Raw genomic sequence first — 24,086 nt, 5'->3', positions numbered from 1 at the left:
CAGCACTTATTTTTGCAGATATGGATATATCAGGATAAGTATTATTATATATCTGAGATATTGAATACTATGGATAAAAAGGGGCAAAAAAAATCCCCAGCTATTTAAAAATAACTAGAGATTGTTACTTGTTCAAGCTTAAGTTATTTGATTAAGCTTTGTAGCCATCAACAATACCTTTAGTGGTTACACTTACAGCATCATGAGCATGTAAAGATTCTAAATGATTAATGCGTAACCAAAAGTCATCAAATTGTTCAGATGCATTCATGGTGTGTTGTAAACGGCGAGCCGCATCTTCACAAAACATTAAATTTTGACCATTTAAACGAGCAAACTCTTGTTCGTCTTCACGTTTTACTGCCGCTTGAACTGGTGTTTTAAGTGAGTTTTCAATTAAGTCGACAAGATCAGTGATCGGGAACTCAGTGGTAGCACTATTTAGTTTAACTTTAATTTCAGCAACAGAACGTTGGCTATGTGGTGTTGCCACAATACCTTCTGTTGTACCAAGCCATTCGTGCACGGCGGCTAAATCAACGTTAGCAGGGTCAACAAACTTTTCTTTAAAGGCTTGTTGGATTAATTGACGAGCTAATGCTGCTGAACATGGACAAGTTGAAGAGTAACGCACATCGAGAGAAAGCTCGATATCGAGTTTACCTTTATTTAAACGTCCGGTAACGGTAACAGGATAAGCTTTCCAGCCTTGTTTGCCACTGATAAGCGATTTACGACGCAGATGATAATCAAAACTAAATTTAACTTTGGCATTATCACTTAGTTCTTGGTGACTACTGATAAAACCGTCTAGTAAAGTTACTAAGCTTTGGTGATTTAAAACATTTGAGTTTGATAATTCATCAAGGAGTAAATATAAGCGCGACATGTGAATGCCTTTGGCTTGTGGCTCTTTAAGGTTGACAAACGCATCTACGTAGGCTGAAACCATACGTTCTGATTGGCCTTTAGAGGCAACCATGATAGGCATTTCAATGTTGCTCATGCCGACCCAATCCAAAGTACCCTCAGTTTGTGCTGTGGTGTGATTTGCTATATCAGGCATTAATGTTGGCATTTTGACTCCGCTATTCGCTGTGCACTACGTAAAGGGCTATCTATGGTAACTTCAGTACGTAGTAAAATTATAATTGGCATCACTATCGTAAAAATCGTGATAGTTTCTACAAATCCCATCAATATTGTAAAAGTGGAATATAATGCAGTGACCCTGAAAAAGGCGGCTATTTTGAACGAAATACCCACCAATAGCAATGTTTGTAACAGCGATGTTGATATTGTTCTAGTATATGGTAGTTGTATTTAATATCTGCTATAAACTGAGTATAAATACTTGGTTGTCATCTTGTTTACTGTTAACAATAGAACGGTCAACCAGAATTCGACCTAGCAAAAATTTGCAGTCGCTAAGGAAACTTCATGCCATCATCACAACACATAGACTTAACCTTAATTAAGGGTTATTTAGAAGCATTAGACCTAGCGGTTATACAACAAATGTTGGACTTATATATACAGCAGTCTGCATTGTATTTACTGGCTATTAATAGTGCAGTGGTTGATGATGATCAAAAGTCGTGGCAGGAACAGTGTCATAAAATGAAAGGGGCGGCAGCCAGTGCTGGATTAAGCCAAGTACATCAAAAACTTATCGTGTTAGAAAAATCAACTGAAGATTCTGAAACTAAAAATCAGCACCTGCAAGCACTAAGGTTGTTAAACCAACAAGCTATCGCTGAATTTCAACAATGGCTTGCTGAGCAATAGCCTGAATGGTTAAAAAAATAAGTAGATGAAGGATTCTTTCTGCGAAGGTTTTTTTAATCTACCTGACCAATAAAGCGATAACCTTCACCATGAATAGTGTTGATCAACTCTGGCGAACTTTCTACTGACTCAAAATGTTTACGTAAGCGACGAATAGTGACATCAACTGTGCGGTCATTCGAACGTAAATCTCGGCCAGTCATTTCTTTTATTAATTGCTGGCGAGTAACAATTTGCCCTGCATTAGCAATAAGTAAGCGCAGTGCACGATATTCACCACGCGGAATTGATATTTCTCTATTGTCTGGCGTCGTCATTTTTCGTGCATTACCATCTAGAGACCACTGATTAAAACTGATAAGAGCGTCGTTGTTTTCTATATTGCTCGCAGACATACGGTTTAATATATTACGAGCGCGAATAGTCAGTTCTCGTGGATTAAACGGTTTAGTTAAATAATCGTCAGCACCAATTTCTAAGCCCAAAATTTTGTCAATATCACTATCGCGACCCGTGAGAAAAATTAAGCCTAAGTCTTTGTTACGGGTTAATTCTCGTGCTAATAATAAACCGTTTTTTCCAGGTAAATTAATATCCATAATCACTAAGTTGATCAGGTTGTTTTTTAGTGCGCTTTCCATGCTATCACCGTCTATTGCTTCTGCCACTTGATAGCCTTCTGCTTCAAATAGATTACGTAGATTAAAGCGTGTGACGTCCTCGTCTTCTACTATTAATATATGAGGTTTTTGCATGTTAATTGTCCAGTTCTGTGTGGTTTAATTTTTTTTAATTATTAATCCGGTTGCTTTAAGTTAGCTCCAGACAGTTACCTTGCAATTATAGTCTATATCTAGACTAATAAATATTGGCTAATGGTATAGAAGCTCTAGTTAAAAAACAATCAATAGCATGATAATTATGCCATTTTATCGCTCTTTGAATACAGGCTACGCAGAACCGAATCAGTGCTAGCACATTGTTGATCTTTCAAGGTCAAATTTAGCTAAAGGTCAGTCAATAATCTAGTTAATAGGAAAGTTAATTTCAATGCTTGCACCATGACCTAACTCACTGCTTAACACTATTGAGCCCCCGAGTGCTTGGGTGACTAAATTGTAAACTAAGTGTAAGCCTAAACCACTGCCACCTTCACCACGTTTTGTAGTGGTAAACGGTTCAAAAACTTTATGCTTTATTGATTCATCAACCCCAAGACCGTCATCTTTAAAGAGGATGTTAAGTTGGTTGCTCAGCGGCATAACAGTTATTGAAATTCGACCATGATCTTTGCCTTCAAAACCATGAATGATTGAGTTCATAATCAAATTAATAAGAATTTGATTAATAGGCCCTGGTTTACTGTTAATCATTAAAGCATTAGGGCAATCAATATCAATAATATAAGGCAAACTTTGTAGTTGTGGCCTTAGGGTGAGTAAAACCTCTCTTAAAAGCTCCTTAACGTCGAAAGTGCGAAGGTCTTCACTTGATTGGTCTACTGCTACTTTTTTAAAGCTGGATATCAGATCGGCCGCACGATTTAGATTGCGATAGATAATGGCAATATTCTCGCAACCGTCTTGCAAAAACTTTTTTAACTGACTCGACTTTAATGTTTTATTATCGAAAGCATTTTTAATTTCGTCTAATCTATCCGCCAATAGTGTCGAGGCTGTTACTCCAAGGCCTATCGGCGTATTTACTTCATGAGCTACGCCTGCAACCATATCTCCTAGCGAGGCCATTTTTTCACTTTCAACCAGTTGGCTTTGAAATTGATGAAGCTTTTCTAAGGTAGAAAGCAATTCTTGGTTAGACTCTTTTAGTGCTTCGGTACGCTTATTAATTTTATTTTCTAATTCTTGTGAGTGCTCTAGGCTTTCCTGCTCTGCTGAGTCTAATTGTGAAATACGCTTTTCCATACGAGCAAATAAAATATTAATATTACGCGCTAAAATGTCTGCTTCTCGGTATGGCATAGCTTGGCATTTTTGTTTGAAGTTTCTTTGTCTTGCAGCAATTTGAACTGTGTTAGATAAAGCTAAAAATGGCGCGCTAATATAGCGTTCAAGTTGTAAAGCTATAAAAATGGCAATAAGGAATACCATGAGAACAAGAATGAAGCTGGTGATTAATATTTTATCTGTGATCTGTGTTATATGTTCGATGCTGGTCTGGAGATAAATATAGCCAACTGTTTTTTGTTTTACTCTAATTGGCTGTATGTACTCAAGATATTTCTCTCTAAACTTTGGTGTTTGTAAATTAGCTATTTCTTTCGATTTTTCTGAAATACCTGCGCGTTGCTGATTACGCTTGTAACTATAAAAAAGTTTGAGATTTTCATTTTCGTCAACTGATTGATAAATATGTATGAAATTTAAATTAGGAATGTGCTCAGGTAGTGAAAAATTATCCTCTAACGCCAGTCGTTCTGAATTAATTAAATAGCTTAGGCTTTGGTCTGTCAAAACATTAGCCCAGTGCTTTATTTTAATTACTTCACTGTTATTGTCATTTTTACTAAATTGTTGGCTGATTACTGAGAGACTTAATATAGCTAACAAGGTGAAAGCACCAATGATCGAGATCAGGCAAATGCGACGAATAGACCAAGTAGGCTGGATTGTTGGCATACAATACTTAACTCAATTAATTGTGACTATAAAATGATTGTAGAAAATCTTATGGCTTTGAACAATCATTTTGTCTTAGTTATTATTTAATCTTTGTTATTAAGATAACACTGATAAACAGCAAAACCTTTTTTAATTGCTAATGTTTTTGTTTTGCCGATAGCTTCTTGCATTATTGGCAAGTATTTCAAAAAACTGTTGGCGACAATGGTAATACAGCCGTTGCGGGCTAAATTTTGCTTGATATCAGCTAAAAATTGCTCAGTAGCGGCATAATGAGTTTTTACGCCTTGATGGAACGGCGGATTGGAGATAACAAAATCGTAGCGTTCTCGAACATCAGATAAGCTATTTGACGCAATTAATTCACCAGATAACTTATTTAAACTTAATGTTGTTTGGGCTGAATGCAATGCTAAAGCACTAACATCTACCAAAGTTAATTTTGTTTGAGGGTAAACTGTGCCTATATAAGCGGCAATAACGCCAGCACCACAGCCAAAATCTAAAACTTTACCTGCCATAATATCCGGTAAGTGCGCTAATAAAATTTCTGTGCCTGTATCTAGTGCGTTTTGGCTAAATACGCCGGGTAATGCGGCAATTTCTAGTGTTTTTTCTTGCACCTGTATTTGGTAATGTTTATAGAATTTTTGCAGTTCAAAGCGAGGAAGAGTGGTTTTGTATTCGCCAATAAACATTAAGCAATGGCGCGCGGAGTCAACTTTATTGCAATATTCTAGGTAGTCAATGCCGAGCTTTTCGGCCGACTTTACTCCACCTTTATTTTCCCCAACAATAACTAGGGTTGCATTCTCTGTCATCGACTCGGCAAGCATTTCTAGGGTAAAACTAAACTCAGCCTTACTTTTTGGAAAATGGATAATAGCCATGTCATGCTTAGTCTTGGCTACATACTCAACACAAAAATGTGCATTCACACGGGCATTTTGTATTTGCTGGCAAGTTTTGTATTCAGCATAATTTGTGTGGTAACTATCAATGTTAGCAGCGCTGTGTTGCGAGAGATACTGGGAAATAAACCCTTGATCTTCGATATTAACCAAAAGAGGTCTTGTAGCTGATAATGCCTCAATATTGCGGATCAATAATTGGTTAATGTTATTTATTGCCATGTAAAGTACCTGTTATTACGCTAAATTTTACTGATTTCAAGTAACGTATTCGTATGAATTTCATACATATGTGAGCCGTAGTTGTTTTATAAAAAACTTGTCATAATGAATTAAGCAACTTAGTGATAATTCATTAATAGATATTTTATTAATATGTCATAATGCCGCGTATTCTACGCGAATAAAATTATCTCGCCATCATATTAGTCCACAGGGAATTAACTATTTTTAATAAAATGTTATTGCGACTAAAAATAAAATGGCTACATAGCCAATTTAGATCAGGAATGTTGATCTTTCGCTATTTTATGGTTGGTCGCTTTTTGGGTAAAAAAGCCCAAGCCGAAGTTTATCTTTCACTCAATGACCCGCATAGTTTTATGTTAGTGCAAATGTTGTCACGTTTAGCAAAAAACTATCAAATTGATTTTAAAGTGCTTTTTATATGGGGTACTTTACCAGGCGTTACCATTAGCCCAAAACTTTACCGACAATGGGCGATTAAAGACGCCAATCTAATTGCTCAGCAAAATCAATTAGTCAAGATTACTGAAAAGCCCTCATTGGCCTTGTTAGCGACAGGTCAGCAAACATGGCAACTGCTGGTAAATAACATTGAAAATGCAGAGCAGGTATTTATAAACACATGGGGTAATCAGTACACTGAGCACTTTCAAACATCGACACCTACCATTAATCATCAAGTTAAAAATCAAACGCGCTTGCAAGCAAAAGGCCATTATGCTCCGGCAAATATTTTCTTTGCTGGCGATTGGTTCGTTGGCGTTGACCGGTTATATCATTTTGAAAATATGCTACAAAAATTTGCTTTAGTGGATAATGTGAGTGAAGAGTTGAAATCAAATATTCAGCTAGAAACAAGTGATATTTCATCGATTATCAGCAATGCAGTTACTGATATTAATACCGCTATTAACACCACCAACACAACTACTGCAAAGTCAGAGCCTTTGGTAATTTATATCTCTTTGCGCAGTCCCTATTCTTATTTGGGATTTGTTCAAGCTATTAGTTTAGCTGAGCGCAATCAAATCGAATTGGTGATTAAACCCATATTGCCTTTATTAATGCGCGGAGCCTCTATTCCGATTGTAAAACAAAAGTATATTTATCTTGATGCTATACGCGAAGCTAAAAAACTTGGTATTGAATTTAATGGTTTTGTAGATCCATTAGGTAGCGGCGTTATTAATGCCTATCGTTTATTTGCCTGGGCACAACAACAAGGTAAGGCTACAGAGTATATTTTAGCGTGTTTTCGAGCGATTTATGTTGATGGTATCGATTTGTCGAAGGCTAACAATATTGATGATTTAATGAAAAACTTAGCCTTAGATATTGAAGCTGCGAATGCTTATCAGCTGCAGCATGACTGGCAACAATGGGCAGATACCAATCAAGTTGATTTAACCAAGTTAGACTTATGGGGCGTGCCCTGTTTCAGCTATGGCGAATGCTGCTATTGGGGGCAAGATCGAATCCCATTATTAGAAGAAGAAATAAAAAATTTAAAATCAATAGGTTAGCTTTAAATTTCAATAGCAGTTTAGCCGTCTATTGACTATGCTTATATTTAAATGTTTTAATATCGTCGTCCCTTATTCCAGTGAGATTAATCGTAAGACATTAATCACCGCTAATAAAGGGCCAGAAGAGGAGCGTTAACCAGGTAATTATTGTGAAGAGATCAAACTCTAATGAGCAATAATGAGGGGGTATAACGCCGAGGCAATGGTATTTTTGATAATACTATTGCCGGTTGTTAAAGCTTAGTTGTTAATAAATAACAATTAAGCGCTATACCAAACAGATTAGTCTGATTGGTATTAGGTTGAATCCTTGCAACTGTCACCTATTAGGTGGAGAGCTTCTGGCCTTTGTAAAGGCCAAATTTCGTCCTAGAAATTTTGTCTGCACAAGCGCCTAAAAGTTCTCCGAACGACATGAGTTCGAGAGAAATGAATCAAAAAAAATCGATAGAAAATCATTCCATCACAGACCTACCATTGGTTTGGACTGCTTTGATCACGCCATTATTTGATGATGGTGCAATTGATTACAGCAGTTTACGTCAGCTAGTTTTACAACAAAATTCCGCCAACAATGGCATTTTATTACTGGGTAGCACGGGTGAAGGTTTAGCGTTAACCGCGCAAGAGCATTTAAGCATTGTTGAATATGTCTGTGCTATGTCTTTTAAGGTGCCCATCATGGTTGCCGTTGGGGGTTATAACCTCAACGAGCAACTTGTCTGGATAGAAAAATGTAATAAGTTATCAATAGATGCCTTCTTACTTGCCAGCCCAATTTACGCCAAACCGGGCCCAACAGGGCAAACGATTTGGTTTAAAAGCTTACTCGATGTCGCACACTTTCCTTGCATGCTTTATAACGTACCTTCGCGCACGGGTGTTGAAATTTCACTTTCAACCTTGCAAGAAGTGCAAAATCATAAAAACTGTTGGGCACTTAAAGAGGCGAGTGGCGATCTCAATAAACTGCTAGCCTATCGTCAACATTGCCCGAATGTTGACTTGTATAGTGGTGAAGATGCCATGATGCCTTATCTTGCTAGTGCAGGGGTGAAAGGTTTAGTGTCTGTTTGCGCTAACGTTTGGCCAGAAGCAACCAGACAATATGTCGCTATGGCATTATCTCATCAACATGATGGACTTTTTCCGCTCTGGCATAAGGCGATATCGGCATTATTTCAAGTGGCTAGCCCAATCCCAGTAAAAGTTTTAATGGCTGAACTGAAAACCATTAGCTCTTCAAAACTTCGTTTACCCCTATGTGAAGAAGAGATTTCAGCCCAACACGGCTTACACGATATCCATCAACAAATTCAACAATGGCTAGAAAATAACAGTAGCAATCTCTTAGCTCAGCATCATGCTTCAGATAGCTTTTTCAATGCGGTAGCCACCCAATCTTTAGCAACAACTAACTTACGAGAAATAAATCAATGACTTGGCAGCAAACATTAACAGACTTAGAAACCGGTAAAGTTCGTGCAGCAGAACAAAATAGCAAGGGTACTTGGCAAGTTAACACGTCAGTAAAACAAGCCATTTTAGCGGCATTTAAAGCCGGAGAAAATATCGAATTTGATGGTATTTACCAAGGCTTTGTTGATAAACATAATTTGCCTGCGCGAGAGTTTACGGTTGCTGATAAAGTTAGGATGGTACCTGGTGGTTCATCGGTTCGTCGTGGTGCTTATGTAGCACCGGGCGTTATTATAATGCCACCAGCCTATATTAATGTTGGCGCTTTTGTTGATAGTGGCACTATGATTGATAGCCATGCATTGATTGGATCGTGCGCGCAAATAGGCAAAAATGTCCATGTTTCTGCTGCGGTGCAAATTGGTGGTGTGCTTGAACCTATTGGTGCTAGTCCGGTGATCATTGAAGATAATGCCTTCTTAAGTGCTGGCGTTATTATTGTTGAAGGTATTGTAGTGAAAAAGGGCGCGGTATTAGCACCGGGTGTTTCGTTGTCGGCATCGGTACCTGTTTATGACTGTGTAAATAATGTGATATTGGAAAAAGGTGCTGATATTCCTGAAAATGCTGTAGTTGTACCAGGTACAAGACCGGTTACGGGGGCTTGGGCTGAGCAGCAAGGACTTAGCATGGCTTGTGCGCTAATTGTTAAATACCGTGATGAAAAAAGTAATGCCGCTTTAGAGCTTGAATCTGTACTGCGCTAGGAACAAAAATGACTGCAATGATAAATTATACACCTAGGCCAAACTGGCTTAGGGCGTCTGTACTTGAAGCATGTGCTAAGCACACTGATGTACTGAAAAATAGTGCTGAAGCTGAGCAAGATCAAGAAGGTTTTTTTCTTTACGATTTAGACTATCTTGAGCAACACTTGGCAATGCTGATGAAACAAGACGTTATTAAGCTTTGGTTTGCTGTTAAGGCAAACCCATTATCGCGGGTGATACAAACCTTAGCGCAGCAAGGATTTAACTTTGATGTGGCAAGTCAGGGCGAATTAACGCAAGTATTAGCACAAAATGTTAAAGCAGATCGCATTCTTAACACGGGTCCAGCTAAATCAAAGCGACAAATAAAAGCTTTTCTGGCCCAAGGTGTGCGTACTTTTGTGGTAGAGAGTTTGAACCAGTTACAATGGCTTAACCAAGCAGCTAGTGAACTTTCTTGCCAACCGCAAGTGTTGTTGCGAGTGCAATTACAGTGGCAAGAAGGAGAAAAAAACCCTTTAGGTGGTAATGAAGTTACGCCCTTTGGTTTATCTTGCCAAGCGTGGCAAACTATAAAAGTAAGCGATTTTCCTGCACTGAATATCAATGGCTTACACATTTTCCAATGGGGAAATATGCTGAGCAATGAACGTATGTTTGAGCTTTGGTCACAAATGGTAACGCCATTGTTGTCTTTGGCAGAACAATTAGAAATGACCTTAGAGGTATTAGATTTAGGTGGTGGCCTAGGTGTTGATTACCTGCAAACAGGGCAAGGCTTAAGCTGGCAACAAATTGTTGCCAGCTTAGCAAAAATAAAAGCTCGGGCAGGCGTTAGCGAGCTCTGGTTGGAATTAGGTCGTTTTGCGGTTGCAGAAATGGGCTATTACGTAACCTCAGTCGTTGACCGTAAAGAAAATTTTCAACACCAACAATTAGTGCTCGCTGGTGGTATTAATCATTTAATTCGTCCTGCAATTACTGAACAGCCATTTCCTGTGGCTATGATCAGAGAATCATCAGCAAGCCCGGTTTATTTTGATCTCCATGGTCCATTGTGTACCAGTTTAGATAAATTGGGCACCTTGGCGATTGCCAGTGATGTTGCGGTTGATGACCCATTAATATTTGGTTTAGCCGGCGCATATGGCTTTACCGAAAGTATGCCATTTTTCCTTTGTCATCAAATAGCGGCAGAATATGTCTTGCAGCAAGGTAAAATTGAGCAAATACGTGCAGCACAGCCCGCTGCTTGGTATTTACGCTAACGTGGTCAATAAATTAGGTCGATTGGTATAGGTTATTTATGAATTTAATTAGTAAAGAAGTCATGCATGTGGGTGAAATGGCCAGTGGTGCTGCGCTTACCGTGCCAGTTTATCGTATCAAAGGTAAACAGCGAGGGCCTGACGTTTACATACAAGCCAATATGCATGGCGCAGAAGTGCAAGGCAATGCGGTTATTTTTCAGTTGCTAGAGCAATTAAAAACCCTTGAATTAAATGGCAGTATTACACTGGTGCCTTATGCCAACCCTGTCGCTTGTAACCACAAAAATGGTGAATATACCTTAGGTCGATTTGATCCAATTACCGGTGTTAACTGGAATCGCATGTATCATTTTGACGAAAATATTATAGAGCCTTTTGCACAGGCGTATTTAACTGAGTCTGCTGTTGAGATTGAGCGTGCTTTTAAAGCCTTAATGCTGGAACAAATATCGCAAAAATTAAATCATAATATTTATGGTCTTACAACGGGTCAGCGTATTGCCTTTCAGCTACAACGTTTAGCACATCAGGCTGATATTGTATTGGATCTGCACACGGGGCCAATTTCTAGTAAGCACTTATATTGCCCTGAATATGCGCAAGTCAGTGCCAAATATTTTGACATTCCACATGTTTTATTTATCCCTAATGGTTTTGATGGCGCGTTAGATGAAGCAACATTTTGTCCTTGGTGGTGCTTACAACTTAAATTTGCTGAATTAGGAAGAGATTTTCCAATAACGAAAACTGACGCTAATCAAGGTAAAGATGCGGTGATCAAAGAAAGCTTTACCGTTGAACTGGGTTCGCAAGAGCAGATTGATTTAGACGTGGCTCATGATGATGCATTGGGAATTTTAAGTTACTTGCAGTATCAAGGGGTGATAAATAGCCATGATTACCATCCAAAAGTCATGATTAGATATAGCTGTATGCTAGAGAACTATAAAGCGCTTTATTCGCCGATGGGTGGCATGGTGGATTATTTAGCAGAGTTTGGTCAGCCTTTATCTGCAGGCGAGCCTTTAGCACGTATTCTTCGTATGGATAATTACGGTGACGGCGATCCATTACACTATATAAGTCTTGATCATAGTGTTATCCCTATTTTACATTTTGCTTCAGCAAGTGTGAATCAAGGTACTGAACTTTATAAAGTCTTTAGCAAGTATAGTGTTTTATAATGGCGAGTACTTTCTCTGTATAGCCTTTTGTATAATTTATTGTATAACCACTGCATGTAAAAACGCCTTGATTTAATCCACTTGGTATCATCCAGATGTTTTAAATTAAGGCGTTATTTTTATGCGGATATTATTTTTCTGCTCTTTACGCACTAGGCATTTAAAAAACTACGTGTTCTTTTAAATAAGCAAATAAATCACGGTAATGTTTTCCGACTTTTTCAGCCGTATGTTCTTTTTTAGCTTGGCGTACTAATTGTCTAAGCTTTTGTCTTTCCATATTTTCGTATTCGGCTAACAATGCTTCAATTGTGTCGTTGCCTTCAGCTATAAGGTCGTCGCGCAATTTTTCAAGTTTTTCAAATTTGACCGATTCTTGTTGATGTTTGTTGGCCATAACATCCATAGCTTGTTTAATCGGTTCAAGATCGGTTTCAGACAATATTTTTGCAATATGACGGACATGGCGGCGCAAAGCCTCATGCTTATTGGTGATTTTATCCGCCAGCAACATAGCGGCTTTAAGATCATCAGTTAGCGGCAATTTACTGCGTTGATGCTTCGACATTTTGACTATGACTAGGCCAAAATCTTGCAGTCGATGCATTTCTCGTTTTATTTCCGATTTACTCAGTAATTCTTCTTCTAATTCATCGATATCGTTGGCAGAGTGGGGCATAATGTTAAGTAATCAAGTGATAATTACCTATAGTATACAACAAAGCAGTAGCAGCAAAAACATTCCTGTTGTTTGTATCGATAAAATGTGAGAAATAATTTGCCCATGAGCGATTCCGATAGTATCCAAATGCAAATAGAACAAGTGAAAAATCGTGTTAATGACGCGATGAATATGGCTAAATCACTTGGAGCCGATGGTGCTGAAGTTGCAATGAGTCGCCAACAAGGCCTTAGCGTAAGTACACGCTTGGGCGAAGTTGAAAACGTTGAGTTTACCAATGATGGTGGCCTTGGTATTACGGTTTATAAAGATGGTCGTAAGGGGAGTGCCTCTACCGCTGATTTATCTGAAAAAGCCTTAAAACAAGCGATTGAAGCTGCGGTAAATATTGCTAAGTATACCTCTGTTGATGAATGCTCAGGTATGGCTGATAAAGAGTCGCTGGCTATGTCGCCGCAAGATTTAGACTTATATCATCCTAAGGTGTTAACAACTGAGCAAGCGATTAGTTTAGCGAAAGCATGTGAAGACACCGCCCTTGCCTATGATAAACGCATTACTAATTCAGACGGGGCTACGTTAGCCAGCTTTGAAGGTTTTAAAGTTTACGGTAACAGCCATGGCCAGTTAGTTGGGTATCCGAGCACTAGGCATAGTTTAAGTTGTGTAATGATTGCTAACGAAGGTGATGATATGCAGCGCGATTACGCTTATACCGTTAGCCGTGAATTTGATGCTATGGAAAGTGCAACTAAAGTAGGGCAACAAGCATCTAGAGAAGCTTTATCTAGATTAGGGGCTCGTAAATTAGCGACCACTAAAGTGCCGGTGATGTTTCGTGCTGATATCGCTAATACTTTGTTTGGTCATTTTATTGCTGCCATTAGTGGTGGAAATTTATATCGAAAATCTTCTTTTTTGATGGACTCTATTGGCAAGCAAGTTTTTCCTGATTTTTTAAGCATCAGCGAACGTCCTCATTTAAAAAAAGCGCTGGCAAGTGGTGCTTTTGATGCTGAAGGTGTCGCCACCCTTGATCGTGAAATAATTACCGATGGAAGTTTAGCGACTTACCTTTTAACAAGCTATTCAGCACGTAAGATGGGTTTGAAAACAACCGGCCATGCCGGCGGTATTCATAATTGGCAGCTCGGTATGAAAGGCGCTGGGCAAGGTGGCGATTTTGATGCCATGTTAAAAACCTTAGGTACGGGCTTGTTAGTTACTGAACTTATGGGCCAAGGCGTTAATGTGGTTACCGGCGACTATTCTCGTGGAGCCGCGGGCTTCTGGGTTGAAAATGGTGAAATAGCTTACGCAGTTGATGAAATTACCATTGCCGGTAAATTGCAGGATATTTTTGCTGGTATTGTTGCTATTGGTAACGATACAGATATGCGTGGCAGTATTCGTACCGGCTCTGTTATTGTTAATGAGATGCAAGTTGCTGGCAGCTAATAGCTACTGAACCTATTAGTGTAAGATCTAAAAAGCGAGCTAAGTAGCTCGCTTTTTTGTAGGTATAGTTCAATAAGGACAAGCGTTAAGGAAAGTTGGAATAATGACTCATGGCTTTAGTTAGCAAGTGCTCGTTACCCAGCGTTAGTTAACACGCACTAGTTACCTAGTAATAGGGTTGCGGTACCTAAAAATGCGAATATGCCGACAACATCAGTAACGGTTGTTAGGATTACACTACCGGCTAATGCAGGATCTATGTTCATTTTCTTCAACATTAATGGCACGGTAACACCGGCAATACCAGCCGCAGTCATATTCATTAACATGGCAAAAGCAATGATGGCACCGAGCATTAAGTTTTGCTGCCAAATAGCAACCACGGAGGCAATTAACACCGCCCAAATCAAACCATTAAAAAAGCCAATGGCCAGTTCTTTATAGAGGAGAATTCGTGAGTTACTTTCACCAACATGACCTAAGGCCATACCACGAATAACTAAAGTTAATGTTTGATTGCCTGCGACGCCGCCCATGCTAGGCACGAGAGAATTAAGCACAGCTAAAATAGCTAATTGATTTAAAATGCCTTCAAACATACTCGATACAGCAACCGCCATAAGTGCGGTAATTAAGTTTACGCCTAACCAGATAGAACGTCGTTGGGTACTTTTTAAGACCGGAGCGAAAGTATCGGCTTCGTCGTCTAGACCCGCCATACTCATCATGGAATGCTCTGCTTCTTCACGAATAATATCAACAACATCATCGATAGTAATACGACCTAGAAGTCGACCTTCATGATCGATAACGGGCGCTGAAAACCAATCGTAACGCTCGAATAATTTCGCGACATCAGTTTCGTTCATATCAGCGGTAATAGCTTCAATGTCTTTATCGATTAGGCTCGATATAATTGTTTCTGCTTTGGCAGTAACAATGGCTGATAAGGAAACGGCACCAATGAAATGATCTGCTCGGTCGACAACATAAAAAGAGTCGGTTGCTTCAGGTAATTCACCCCGTAAGCGTAAATAACGTAATACCACATCTACCGTCACATCAGGACGAATAGAGATGGTGTCGGTATTCATAATACCGCCGGCAGTATCTTCTTCAAATGAAAGTGCGGCTTCTACACGACTGCGATCTTGCCAGTCCATCGCGTTAAGCACTTCCTGATAAACACTGTCAGGTAATGTTCTGAAAACTTCGGCTAAATCATCAACATCCATGCCTTCTGCAACAGCAGCTAGCTTTTCTGGATTAATATTTTTCAGAATGCCTTTTCGAACTTCTTCGTTTAGTTCTTCGAGCACATCACCGTGATGATCGGCATCAATAAGCTGCCAAAGTGCCATACGGCTTTTAGTTGGAGATGACTCTAATAATAAGGCGAGATCGTAAGCGGGCATGTCTTGCAACAGTTTGCGGACATAGACAAACATACCACTATCGAGGGCATCATTAACCTGCTGAAGACGCTGGTGACTGTATTCTTGTTCAGAAACTTCCGGCATACATTTACCCTTTGCCGTTGCAAAACGAAAACTATCAGGGATTGTTGAATTTATTTTACAGTAGTTTCTTTGCTATTTAGAATCAACACAACATATAAAATGTAGCTAGCTGCATAAACGTGTAACACGCGGTGTCAATTTCAAACTTACGCTACTTTTGGGCTTTAAAGTCACTTTACATGACTTAAATTTCAACCAAAAAAATAAACAGACCCTATTATGAAAGACAATTATTAAGGTTAAGTTATACCAAAAAATAAATATTAGAACAAAAGATATGGGAGGTCGAGTGACTCAGGAGATAAAGACTATGCTTGAGTTATTTCGCTTGTTCTATATTCCCTAATATAGCGCTAAGTTGGCTAAATTATTATTTCTATTGGTATTGTTTGCTAATAATTATCCGCGTTGAGTTTACCGTAATTTCTCAGTTTTTGCAGCTTTTTTATCAACTTAAGCATTAGGTGAGTTAGGTTTAAAATTAAATTACTATTCAGCCTCGTTAAATTTGTCACCAAATAATTGGCAAATTTCTTCTAGGGCTTTTTCAGCCTCTTTACCAGAGGCAATTACCTTGATGGTTTTTCCTTGGGCGCCTGCAAGTAGCATAAGCCCCATAATACTATTTGCGTCTGCACGGTTTTGGTCTAATTCAATGGTGACTTTAGCGGTAAATTTTTGGCTTAATTGTGCAAGCTTAGAAGCTGCTCGGGCATGTAGTCCAAGTTTATTGATGATAAGTACTTCTCGGCTCAATTGCTTGCTCATGACAACTTAGGTACCTGCAACAGGTAAGTCACGGTGACGAGATTGCACATCTTTACGTTCTTTACGCATATTATTTGCTAGTAATTCGGCAATATATACCGAACGATGCTTGCCACCTGTACAACCAATAGCAATGGTAATATAACTGCGATTATTACGCTCTAAATGGGGTAACCAAGTCATCATAAAACTGTTAATTTGCCAAATAAATTTTGTCACAATGGGTTGGCTTGCAAGAAAATCTTGTACTGGCTTGTCTAAACCCGTGTAGTCTTTTAGTTCTTTATCCCAAAACGGGTTAGGCAAAAATCGCGCATCAAAAACATAGTCGGCATCTTGAGGCACACCATGTTTAAAACCAAAGGATTCAAATACCACCACCATAGATCCCGAGGTTTTACCCAGAATTCGCTCTCTGACTAAATCGGCTAGTTGGTGTGGTGATAGTTGACTAGTATTTATGTATAAGTTTGCTCGGGTGGCTATTGGCTCAAGTAGTTTTTTCTCTAAGGCAATGGCTTGGTCTAAGGCAATGTTTTGCTTGATCAACGGATGTAAGCGGCGCGTTTCACTGAATCGGCGAATAAGGTCACTATCGTCAGCATCTAAATAAAGAATGCTTAATTCGACAGCATTGGGCAGGTATTCAAATATTTCAGGGACATCGTTAGGATCTGCCGGGAGATTACGTACATCGAGACTTACCGCAACATTTTCATAATCATTAATCACAGTATGGGTTAGTGCGGGTAATAAATTTACTGGAATATTATCGACACAATAATAGCCTAAATCCTCTAAAACACGCAGAACAACACTTTTCCCAGAGCCTGAACGGCCACTTACAATAATTAACTTCATCCGTGTTTAACTCGCTTGTTGGATTAACTGAAACAGTTCTTGATTACTTTGGCATTTACGCACTTGCTTGCAAAATTGCTTCTCACGAAAAATTTTTGCAATGCTTTGCAGTGTACTGAGATGATTTTGGCATTCTTCTTCGGGAACGAATAAGGCGATAAAAATATCAACAGGACGATGATCTATCGCGTCAAAATTAATTGCTTGCTCTGTGGTAATAACTACCGCAATAGGTTGGGTAGAATTATCTAAACGTCCATGTGGTATAGCAATGCCATTGCCTATGCCAGTAGACCCCATTCTTTCGCGCTTAACTAAGCTTTCTAATAGTTGAAAAGTATCATGGTTCTGCAGTTTTTCGGCAGCCAAACTACTTAAATACTCTAAGATGCGTTTTTTACTGGAACCTGGTGCTGCACAAATTGTGCAGTCCAGGGTTAAGATGTCTTGCAACTTCATAAACTTCTAAAACCTAATACGAGGGTGTTAATGCTTGTTTATCTTGCCTTTATGCTTCAGAATTTGGCGATCTAACTTATCAGTTAATGCATCAATTGATGCATACATATCGCCATTCTCTGCCTTAGCATGAACTTCTGTGCCACTTAAGTGCACAGTAGACTCAGCAATCTGATTCATTTTTTCTACAGTTAGTACTACATGTACATTATTGATTTGATCAAAATGACGTTCTAGCTTTTCAAATTTGCCATTTACATAATCACGTAATGAGTCGGTAACATCGACATGGTGTCCAGTAAGATTAATTTGCATAAGCTTCATTCCTCTTTTTTGTGAATAAGACTGCCTACAATAGGCTTTTACGTTGATTTGATGGTGGTATAGAAAGTGACTCGCGGTACTTGGCAATCGTACGTCTTGCTACTTTTATACCTTGTTCTGCTAAAATATCTGCCATTTTGCTGTCGCTTAATGGCTTTGCTGGAATTTCGGCAGCAACAAGCTTTTTAATTAATTCGCGAATAGCGGTTGATGAACATTCGCCGCCATTTTCCGTACTTACGTGGCTGGAGAAAAAGTACTTGAGCTCATAAATGCCTCTTGGTGTATGCATGTATTTTTGCGTGGTAACACGAGAAATGGTTGATTCATGCATATCGACAGCTTCGGCAATATCATTCAGTACCATAGGACGCATGGCTTCAGGGCCATGTTCAAAAAATCCTTGCTGGCGTTGCACAATGCAATTTGAAACTTTTAATAGCGTATCGTTACGACTTTCTAAGCTTTTGATAAACCACTTTGCTTCTTGCAAGTTAGAACGAATAAACTGGCTGTCAGCAGACGATTTCATCGTTCGTGACATAGCGGCGTATTGCTGATTAACCGATAGTTTAGGTGCCGTATCGGGATTAAGCTCTACTGTCCAGCGGCCGTTTTTCTTTTCAACTGACACGTCGGGAATAACATATTGTTCTTCACTTTTTATCACGCTATCACCCGGACGGGGATCTAAGCTTTGTATCAGGCGAATAACTTCGCGTAATTGATCTTCCTTCAGGCGTAATTTACGCATCAGTAGTCGATAATCGCGATTGCCTAGTAATTCAATATATTCAGTGACGGCTAATTTGCTTTCTGCCAACCAAGGGGTGTCTTTAGAGAACTGATTGAGTTGAATAAGTAAACATTCAGGAATTGAGCGGGCGGCAACACCAACCGGATCAAACACGTTAATACGTTTTAACACCACTTCAATTTCATCAAGTTCTACATCGTCAATACCAACGCTTTCTAAGATCTCATCAGCTGAAACTGTTAAGTAACCAGCGTCGTCTATGGCTTCAATAATGGCAATAGCAATAGTTCGGTCAGTGTCGCTAAAGGGGGTTAGTTCCATCTGCCAAATAAGATGGTCTTGCAGTGAATCTTTTGTTTCACCTTGGTAGGTATAATCTTCTGATGCGTGGCCAACACCACCACTACTTGCTCCAGCACTAAAGTTATCATCCCATGTGCTATCGCTGTTCAGTTCTTCGGGAATATCAGTTTTTGCTAAACCTTCTGAGGAGCTTATTTCATCAATACTAGGTGCAGAATCTTCGCTACCATCAGAGGTGGCCATTTCTTTAGTTTCGCCAACACCTGCCGAGTATGCTTCTTCTAAATTGTCTGGGGTATTTTCTGAATTATTATCAAACGATTCATCAACTTCAAGCAAAGGGTTACTTTCAAGTGCTTCTTGAATTTCTTGCTGGAGATCCAAAGTTGATAATTGCAGTAGCTTGATAGCCTGCTGCAATTGCGGGGTCATCGTTAACTGTTGTCCGATACGGAGCTGCAGAGTAGGACGCATTTACGTTTTCTTTTCCCTGTTCAAATACATTATTGTTGTATCGCTGTAGTCTTTTACTCACTATAGCGTGAATTGTTCACCAAGGTATACATCTCTTACATGTTGATTTGCAAGTATTTGATTCGAATTCCCTTCAGCGATAAGCTCACCATGACTAACGATATAAGCATGCTCACAAACATCGAGTGTTTCTCGTACATTATGATCAGTGATCAAAATACCTATGCCGCGTTCTTTTAAGTGTAGGATAATTTTTTTTATATCACCTACCGAAATAGGGTCAACGCCTGCAAAGGGTTCATCCAGTAGAATAAATTTAGGATCCGCTGCTAACGCACGCGCTATTTCAACACGTCTGCGTTCACCGCCAGATAAGCTCATACCTAAGTTATCTTTGATATGGCCAATGTTGAACTCTTCTAATAAGTGCTCAAGTTTTTCTTCTCGTTCAACATCAGTAAGCGATTTACGTGTTTGTAGAATAGCCATGATGTTGTCATAAACAGATAACTTTCGAAAAATGGACGCTTCTTGTGGTAAATAGCCAATACCTTTGCGTGCACGTTCGTGCATGGGTAATAAGGTTAAGTCTTCATCATTCAAAACAATTGAGCCACTGTCGTTATTAACTAAGCCAACAATCATATAAAAGGAGGTGGTTTTACCGGCGCCATTGGGACCTAATAAACCAACAATTTGCCCAGCGGACACTTTCATACTGACGTTTTTAACGACTTTTCTGCCTTTATAGGCTTTTGCTAGGCCGGTTGCTGATAAGGTTGAAGTTGACATTTACTCTTGCTTGTCCTTTGATTTTTTTGGCAATTCAGTTTTATTTTTTGGCTGTAATACTGTTTCAACCTTAGCATTTTCTAGGCTTTCGGCATTGACATATTCAGTGTCGAAATTATAAGTGATTTTACTGCCGCTAACTTCACTGCCTTCTTGGCGAAGCAATGCATTGCCTGAAATAACCACGGTATTCATGGCAGGTTCATAACGAATTTCATTGGCTTGTAAGTTGATTGGACTACCATCTTGCAGCGTTTGTTCAAATGTCGCAGGTGAGCCTTTGGCAATATAAATTTTATTATTGCTTTGGTCTTGGGTGATAACCTGTACTAATTCGGCATGTATCTTTAGCGTGCCTTGAGAAATAATGACATTATCAATATAACTGAATATTTTATTTTTTAGATCGGCAGCTTGGCGCGAAGAAGATATTTTTATTTCTTGTTCTACGTCAAATTTTTCTGCGTTTACTACTGGCATTAATAATGCTAAAGCGGTAAGGCAAATAAAGTTATTTTTTAATTTTTTTATAAATGGTTTGCACATGTTCAGTCAATGTCATCTGTGTTGTGTTTAAGTCTACAATTAATCCTGAGCCATACATAGTAAATCCTTTACCTAATATTAAGATAGTTTGCTCTGAGCTGATAATATTAGTTTTTAAGTCCATTTCTAAATTTTTTCCGTGTACTTCCTGTATCAAACTTTCTTCATCAGTAGCGATTAAACGTACGCGATTTTTTAATTTTACACGATTGTTATTATATAACGTGCCTTCATCAGCGGTTATTTGCCAAGTAGGTTTGTTGTTCTTTGGGTATAAGGTATATTTTGGATATTCAAAGTGTGTGACCTCTAATTGAGCATAATGTTCCATTCGTTGTGCTTCAACATTATAAGATAATGCACCCGATGCTTTGTAAACATCACTGTTGAGGTTTTCAGCAATAAATTCTGGGTTATTACTACTGTCGAGGATATTACTGGTTTCTTTTTGTGCGCCATACCATTCAAGTAAGCCATAGGTGGTTAAAGCCAGTAGAAATAAGCTTATTGTCGCAAGGGTTATGCGATTCATACACTAGCACCTGTTGCATCGGCTAAGGTGTTTTGACTTTGCATAATAAGATCGCAAGTTTCGCGTACAGCACCAAAACCACCACGGATATAGGTTGTGTAATTACAGAGGTTTAAAATGGCAGGGTGTGCGTCATTAACTGCAATACTAAAACCGACATAGTTAAGACAGTCAAAATCTGGCATATCATCGCCGATGTAAGCGACTTGTTCAGGCGTTAGTTGCAAAGAGGCTATCATCGCTTTTAATGCGGGTAGTTTATTTTCTTCGCCTTGCACTATATGTTTAACATTTAATGCGCTCATGCGTGTTTGGACGATATTAGATTTTCTGCCCGTGATCACAGCAACATCAACTCCACTTGCACCTAGTGCTTTAATGCCATAACCATCTTTGGTATGAAAGGCTTTTAGCTCTTCACCGTTGTTGCCCAAGTAAATACGGCCGTCTGAAAAAACGCCGTCAATATCACAAACAAAAAGTTTAATCTTTTGTGCTTTTTGCCAAACACTCGGCGCAACTTTTCCGTATAAACTGTCCAATTTATAGCACTCCAGATTTTAATAAGTCATGCATATTCATGGCGCCAATAGGGTGATTATTATCGTCGACAATAATTAAACCATTAATTTTTTTGTCTTCCATTATTTTCAATGCTTCAGCGGCCAACATATCTTGCTTAGCAACAAGGGGATTTTTAGTCATTACGCTGGTAATACTGTCTTGGTGAATATTAATTTCTGCGTCTAAAATACGGCGTAAATCACCATCAGTAAACAGGCCTACTAGGCTATTTTTAGCGTCAACAATAGCGGTCATACCTAAGCCTTTGAGAGACATTTCAACTAAGGCATCTTTAATCTTAGCAGTTTCTGTTACGGTTGGCAGACGTTCATCTTTGTGCATTATATCGGCTAAACGTAATAATAATCTTTTACCTAAACTGCCACCGGGGTGAGATAAGGCAAAGTCGTCAGCGGTAAAACCTCGCGCATTTAATAAAGCAACCGCTAGGGCATCGCCCATGACTAAAGTTGCTGTTGTACTAGATGTTGGTGCTAAGCCTAAAGGACAAGCTTCTTGTGATACTTTTACACAGACGTGGGTATCGGCAAGTTTAGCGAGTGTGGAATCAGGGTTACCTGTCATAGCAATGAGTTTTGCCCCGATACGCTTAAGCACCGGAATAATTGCCAATACCTCGCCAGTTTCACCAGAATTAGAAATGGTGAGTACTACATCATCTGCTGTGACCATGCCGAGATCACCGTGACTTGCTTCACCAGGGTGAACAAAAAATGAAGGGGTACCCGTACTTGCTAATGTTGCGGCAATTTTGCCACCAATATGGCCAGACTTCCCCATACCAATAACGATGACGCGACCGCGACAGTTAAACATTAGCTCACAGGCTTGAGCGAAGTAGTCGTCTATAAATTGCGACAATTCTGCAATAGCTTGCTGCTCAATATTAATGACATTTAGTGCTAATTGTTTAAAGTTTTTCATTATTGTAGACCAATTGTTACGCGTTAATTTGACTGAAAAGTAGCACTTGATAGCCAATAAATACGGCTAATAATAGTAACCCTTTCGCGCGCGTGATGCGAAACTTTCCACCACGACTAAAACAAAGTATGAATAATAAGAAGGTGGTTGCTAGCATAAATGGCGCGTCGCGAACTGCAGCGGCATTATCAATATCGCCTGGGGAAATTAAACCTGCAAGTGACAATACCGCTAATATATTAAAAATATTTGAGCCAATAATATTACCTAAAGCAAGATCATCTTCTTTTTTAATAATGCTCATAATGCTGGCGGCTAACTCTGGCAAACTGGTACCTATGGCAATAACAGTTAAACCAATAACGAGATCACTTATACCAAACGCTTTAGCAATAAATACAGATGAGTCAACCAGGTAGCTAGCACTCAATGGTAGTAATATTATGCCAACAACTAACCAGAGTATGGAGTTTTTAGTACTGACGCCGTCAGGCACTTCTTGCTCTGCTTCTAGCACCATTTTATCGTCAATAGGATTTTCTTTTGCGCGCTTTAAGGTCACAAATAGCAAGGTAGAGATATAAAGTACAAAGCCAATAAGAAGAATCATGCCTTCAGTAAAGCTAAAGTTACTGTTGGCTAACATGTATGTTGCTATGGCGGTAATGACGAGAATTAGTGGAATTTCACGTTTAATGGTTGATGACGAAACCGATAGAGGGTGAAACAGTGCGGTTAAGCCTAGCACCAATGCAATGTTGGTAATGTTTGAACCAATGGCATTGCCAATAGCCGTATCTGGATTCCCTTGTAAAGAAGCGGTGGCGGCGATCATCATTTCAGGAGCCGAAGAGCCCATAGCAACGATAGTTAAGCCGATTATCATAGGAGAAATACCAAGATTTCGTGCTAATGCCGAGGCACCAAATACAAATTTGTCTGCACTCCACACTAAAATGACTAGTGAAAGTAATAAGATCAAAATTTGGATGAACATTCAAAACTCCTGTTTGGCTATGGTAAATAGTTTATTGATGATGAAATAGAAAGAGGAATTATAAACCATTGATGATAACCGATGACACCCAATTAATACTCATTTTGCCCACATTATGTCGTGCAATCAGCATTATAAGCTTTTTCTGATATTTTTGGCACGTTGATTCAACATTAAACCGTTAAAATAGCTTGGGTATTGCTAAATTTTAATGATGTCTACGTCTACCGTACGACATTTCATCTGATCTAGCGCCATGAATATCAATATATATCACATTTTAATTACACTTAATTACTTTTGGTTACTCTTTTACTGCTAAATATTTGTTAATTTGTAATGACTGG

The 24,086-nt window shown here is 39.0% G+C and carries 24 protein-coding genes and 1 riboswitch; of the genes, 7 read left to right on the top strand and 17 right to left on the bottom strand.

What is annotated here, in order from left to right; translation table 11 throughout:
* Positions 1 to 151 precede the first annotated feature (151 nt).
* The gene (gene folE2 / locus H4J38_RS03385; protein WP_182129436.1) at positions 152 to 1,078 is read right to left on the bottom strand and encodes a GTP cyclohydrolase FolE2; all 927 of its coding nucleotides are present in this window, start codon (positions 1,076 to 1,078) and stop codon (positions 152 to 154) included.
* A 362-nt stretch (positions 1,079 to 1,440) separates the two neighbouring features.
* Between folE2 and H4J38_RS03375 the strand changes: the two genes are divergently transcribed.
* Positions 1,441 to 1,788, top strand: a complete 348-nt coding sequence (locus H4J38_RS03375; protein WP_182129432.1) for an Hpt domain-containing protein — start codon at positions 1,441 to 1,443, stop codon at positions 1,786 to 1,788.
* A gap of 53 nt (positions 1,789 to 1,841) precedes the next feature.
* Here H4J38_RS03375 and arcA read toward each other — a convergent pair whose 3' ends face one another.
* From arcA to H4J38_RS03360, 3 genes are all read right to left on the bottom strand, one after another.
* Entirely contained in the window at positions 1,842 to 2,543 is a 702-nt protein-coding gene (gene arcA, locus H4J38_RS03370; protein ID WP_182129430.1) for a two-component system response regulator ArcA, read from the bottom strand.
* Positions 2,544 to 2,813: 270 nt separating this feature from the next.
* The gene (locus tag H4J38_RS03365) at positions 2,814 to 4,427 is read right to left on the bottom strand and encodes a sensor histidine kinase (RefSeq protein ID WP_182129428.1); all 1,614 of its coding nucleotides are present in this window, start codon (positions 4,425 to 4,427) and stop codon (positions 2,814 to 2,816) included.
* A gap of 86 nt (positions 4,428 to 4,513) precedes the next feature.
* A complete protein-coding gene (locus H4J38_RS03360; RefSeq protein WP_182129426.1) occupies positions 4,514 to 5,563 on the bottom strand; it encodes a methyltransferase in 1,050 nt (349 codons plus the stop codon).
* A gap of 287 nt (positions 5,564 to 5,850) precedes the next feature.
* Between H4J38_RS03360 and H4J38_RS03355 the strand changes: the two genes are divergently transcribed.
* From H4J38_RS03355 to H4J38_RS03335, 5 genes are all read left to right on the top strand, one after another.
* Positions 5,851 to 7,110, top strand: a complete 1,260-nt coding sequence (locus H4J38_RS03355; RefSeq protein WP_182129424.1) for a DsbA family protein — start codon at positions 5,851 to 5,853, stop codon at positions 7,108 to 7,110.
* 117 nt (positions 7,111 to 7,227) lie between these two features.
* A riboswitch (Lysine riboswitch) is annotated at positions 7,228 to 7,462 on the top strand.
* A gap of 80 nt (positions 7,463 to 7,542) precedes the next feature.
* Entirely contained in the window at positions 7,543 to 8,553 is a 1,011-nt protein-coding gene (gene dapA / locus H4J38_RS03350) for a 4-hydroxy-tetrahydrodipicolinate synthase (RefSeq protein ID WP_182129422.1), read from the top strand.
* On the top strand, positions 8,550 to 9,299 hold the full coding sequence (locus H4J38_RS03345; RefSeq protein ID WP_182129420.1) for a 2,3,4,5-tetrahydropyridine-2,6-dicarboxylate N-succinyltransferase: 750 nt from the start codon (positions 8,550 to 8,552) through the stop codon (positions 9,297 to 9,299). Before dapA ends, H4J38_RS03345 begins: the two co-directional genes overlap by 4 nt.
* A gap of 8 nt (positions 9,300 to 9,307) precedes the next feature.
* Positions 9,308 to 10,570: a PLP-dependent decarboxylase gene (locus H4J38_RS03340; protein WP_259365371.1), complete on the top strand. Its 1,263-nt coding sequence runs from the start codon at positions 9,308 to 9,310 to the stop codon at positions 10,568 to 10,570.
* Between the two features lie 38 nt (positions 10,571 to 10,608).
* Positions 10,609 to 11,757: a succinylglutamate desuccinylase/aspartoacylase family protein gene (locus tag H4J38_RS03335; RefSeq protein ID WP_182129418.1), complete on the top strand. Its 1,149-nt coding sequence runs from the start codon at positions 10,609 to 10,611 to the stop codon at positions 11,755 to 11,757.
* A 160-nt stretch (positions 11,758 to 11,917) separates the two neighbouring features.
* Here the strand turns inward: H4J38_RS03335 and yjgA are convergent, their stop codons facing one another.
* Positions 11,918 to 12,436 (bottom strand): ribosome biogenesis factor YjgA, encoded by a 519-nt coding sequence (yjgA, locus tag H4J38_RS03330; RefSeq protein ID WP_182129416.1) that lies wholly within the window; start codon positions 12,434 to 12,436, stop codon positions 11,918 to 11,920.
* 99 nt (positions 12,437 to 12,535) lie between these two features.
* On the opposite strand from yjgA, the gene pmbA reads away from it, so the two are divergent.
* Positions 12,536 to 13,897, top strand: a complete 1,362-nt coding sequence (pmbA, locus tag H4J38_RS03325) for a metalloprotease PmbA (RefSeq protein WP_404842583.1) — start codon at positions 12,536 to 12,538, stop codon at positions 13,895 to 13,897.
* Between the two features lie 158 nt (positions 13,898 to 14,055).
* Here pmbA and mgtE read toward each other — a convergent pair whose 3' ends face one another.
* The 12 genes from mgtE to H4J38_RS03265 form a co-directional block, all read right to left on the bottom strand.
* Positions 14,056 to 15,417: a magnesium transporter gene (gene mgtE, locus H4J38_RS03320; RefSeq protein WP_182129412.1), complete on the bottom strand. Its 1,362-nt coding sequence runs from the start codon at positions 15,415 to 15,417 to the stop codon at positions 14,056 to 14,058.
* A 489-nt stretch (positions 15,418 to 15,906) separates the two neighbouring features.
* A complete protein-coding gene (locus H4J38_RS03315; RefSeq protein ID WP_182129410.1) occupies positions 15,907 to 16,185 on the bottom strand; it encodes an HPr family phosphocarrier protein in 279 nt (92 codons plus the stop codon).
* A 6-nt stretch (positions 16,186 to 16,191) separates the two neighbouring features.
* Positions 16,192 to 17,046 (bottom strand): RNase adapter RapZ, encoded by an 855-nt coding sequence (rapZ, locus tag H4J38_RS03310; protein WP_182129408.1) that lies wholly within the window; start codon positions 17,044 to 17,046, stop codon positions 16,192 to 16,194.
* Positions 17,047 to 17,052: 6 nt separating this feature from the next.
* On the bottom strand, positions 17,053 to 17,505 hold the full coding sequence (ptsN, locus tag H4J38_RS03305; RefSeq protein WP_182129406.1) for a PTS IIA-like nitrogen regulatory protein PtsN: 453 nt from the start codon (positions 17,503 to 17,505) through the stop codon (positions 17,053 to 17,055).
* A 27-nt stretch (positions 17,506 to 17,532) separates the two neighbouring features.
* On the bottom strand, positions 17,533 to 17,820 hold the full coding sequence (gene hpf, locus H4J38_RS03300) for a ribosome hibernation promoting factor (RefSeq protein ID WP_182129404.1): 288 nt from the start codon (positions 17,818 to 17,820) through the stop codon (positions 17,533 to 17,535).
* A gap of 34 nt (positions 17,821 to 17,854) precedes the next feature.
* Positions 17,855 to 19,363, bottom strand: a complete 1,509-nt coding sequence (locus H4J38_RS03295) for an RNA polymerase factor sigma-54 (RefSeq protein WP_182129402.1) — start codon at positions 19,361 to 19,363, stop codon at positions 17,855 to 17,857.
* Between the two features lie 60 nt (positions 19,364 to 19,423).
* Positions 19,424 to 20,155, bottom strand: a complete 732-nt coding sequence (lptB, locus tag H4J38_RS03290) for an LPS export ABC transporter ATP-binding protein (protein WP_182129400.1) — start codon at positions 20,153 to 20,155, stop codon at positions 19,424 to 19,426.
* Positions 20,156 to 20,635 carry a lipopolysaccharide transport periplasmic protein LptA gene (gene lptA / locus H4J38_RS03285; protein ID WP_182129398.1) on the bottom strand — a complete coding sequence of 160 codons (480 nt, stop codon included), beginning with the start codon at positions 20,633 to 20,635 and terminating at the stop codon, positions 20,156 to 20,158.
* A gap of 31 nt (positions 20,636 to 20,666) precedes the next feature.
* A complete protein-coding gene (lptC, locus tag H4J38_RS03280; protein WP_182129396.1) occupies positions 20,667 to 21,233 on the bottom strand; it encodes an LPS export ABC transporter periplasmic protein LptC in 567 nt (188 codons plus the stop codon).
* The gene (gene kdsC, locus H4J38_RS03275) at positions 21,230 to 21,775 is read right to left on the bottom strand and encodes a 3-deoxy-manno-octulosonate-8-phosphatase KdsC (protein WP_182129394.1); all 546 of its coding nucleotides are present in this window, start codon (positions 21,773 to 21,775) and stop codon (positions 21,230 to 21,232) included. Before kdsC ends, lptC begins: the two co-directional genes overlap by 4 nt.
* 1 nt (position 21,776) lies before the next feature.
* Entirely contained in the window at positions 21,777 to 22,742 is a 966-nt protein-coding gene (locus tag H4J38_RS03270) for a KpsF/GutQ family sugar-phosphate isomerase (protein WP_182129392.1), read from the bottom strand.
* Positions 22,743 to 22,758: 16 nt separating this feature from the next.
* A complete protein-coding gene (locus H4J38_RS03265; protein WP_182129390.1) occupies positions 22,759 to 23,739 on the bottom strand; it encodes a calcium/sodium antiporter in 981 nt (326 codons plus the stop codon).
* Positions 23,740 to 24,086: the final 347 nt, after the last annotated feature.

Source organism: Colwellia sp. BRX10-3 (genome assembly GCF_014077505.1).
Classification (GTDB): domain Bacteria; phylum Pseudomonadota; class Gammaproteobacteria; order Enterobacterales; family Alteromonadaceae; genus Cognaticolwellia.
Note: the sequence above shows the minus strand (reverse complement) of the source record. Positions and strands in the feature narration are given on the sequence as shown.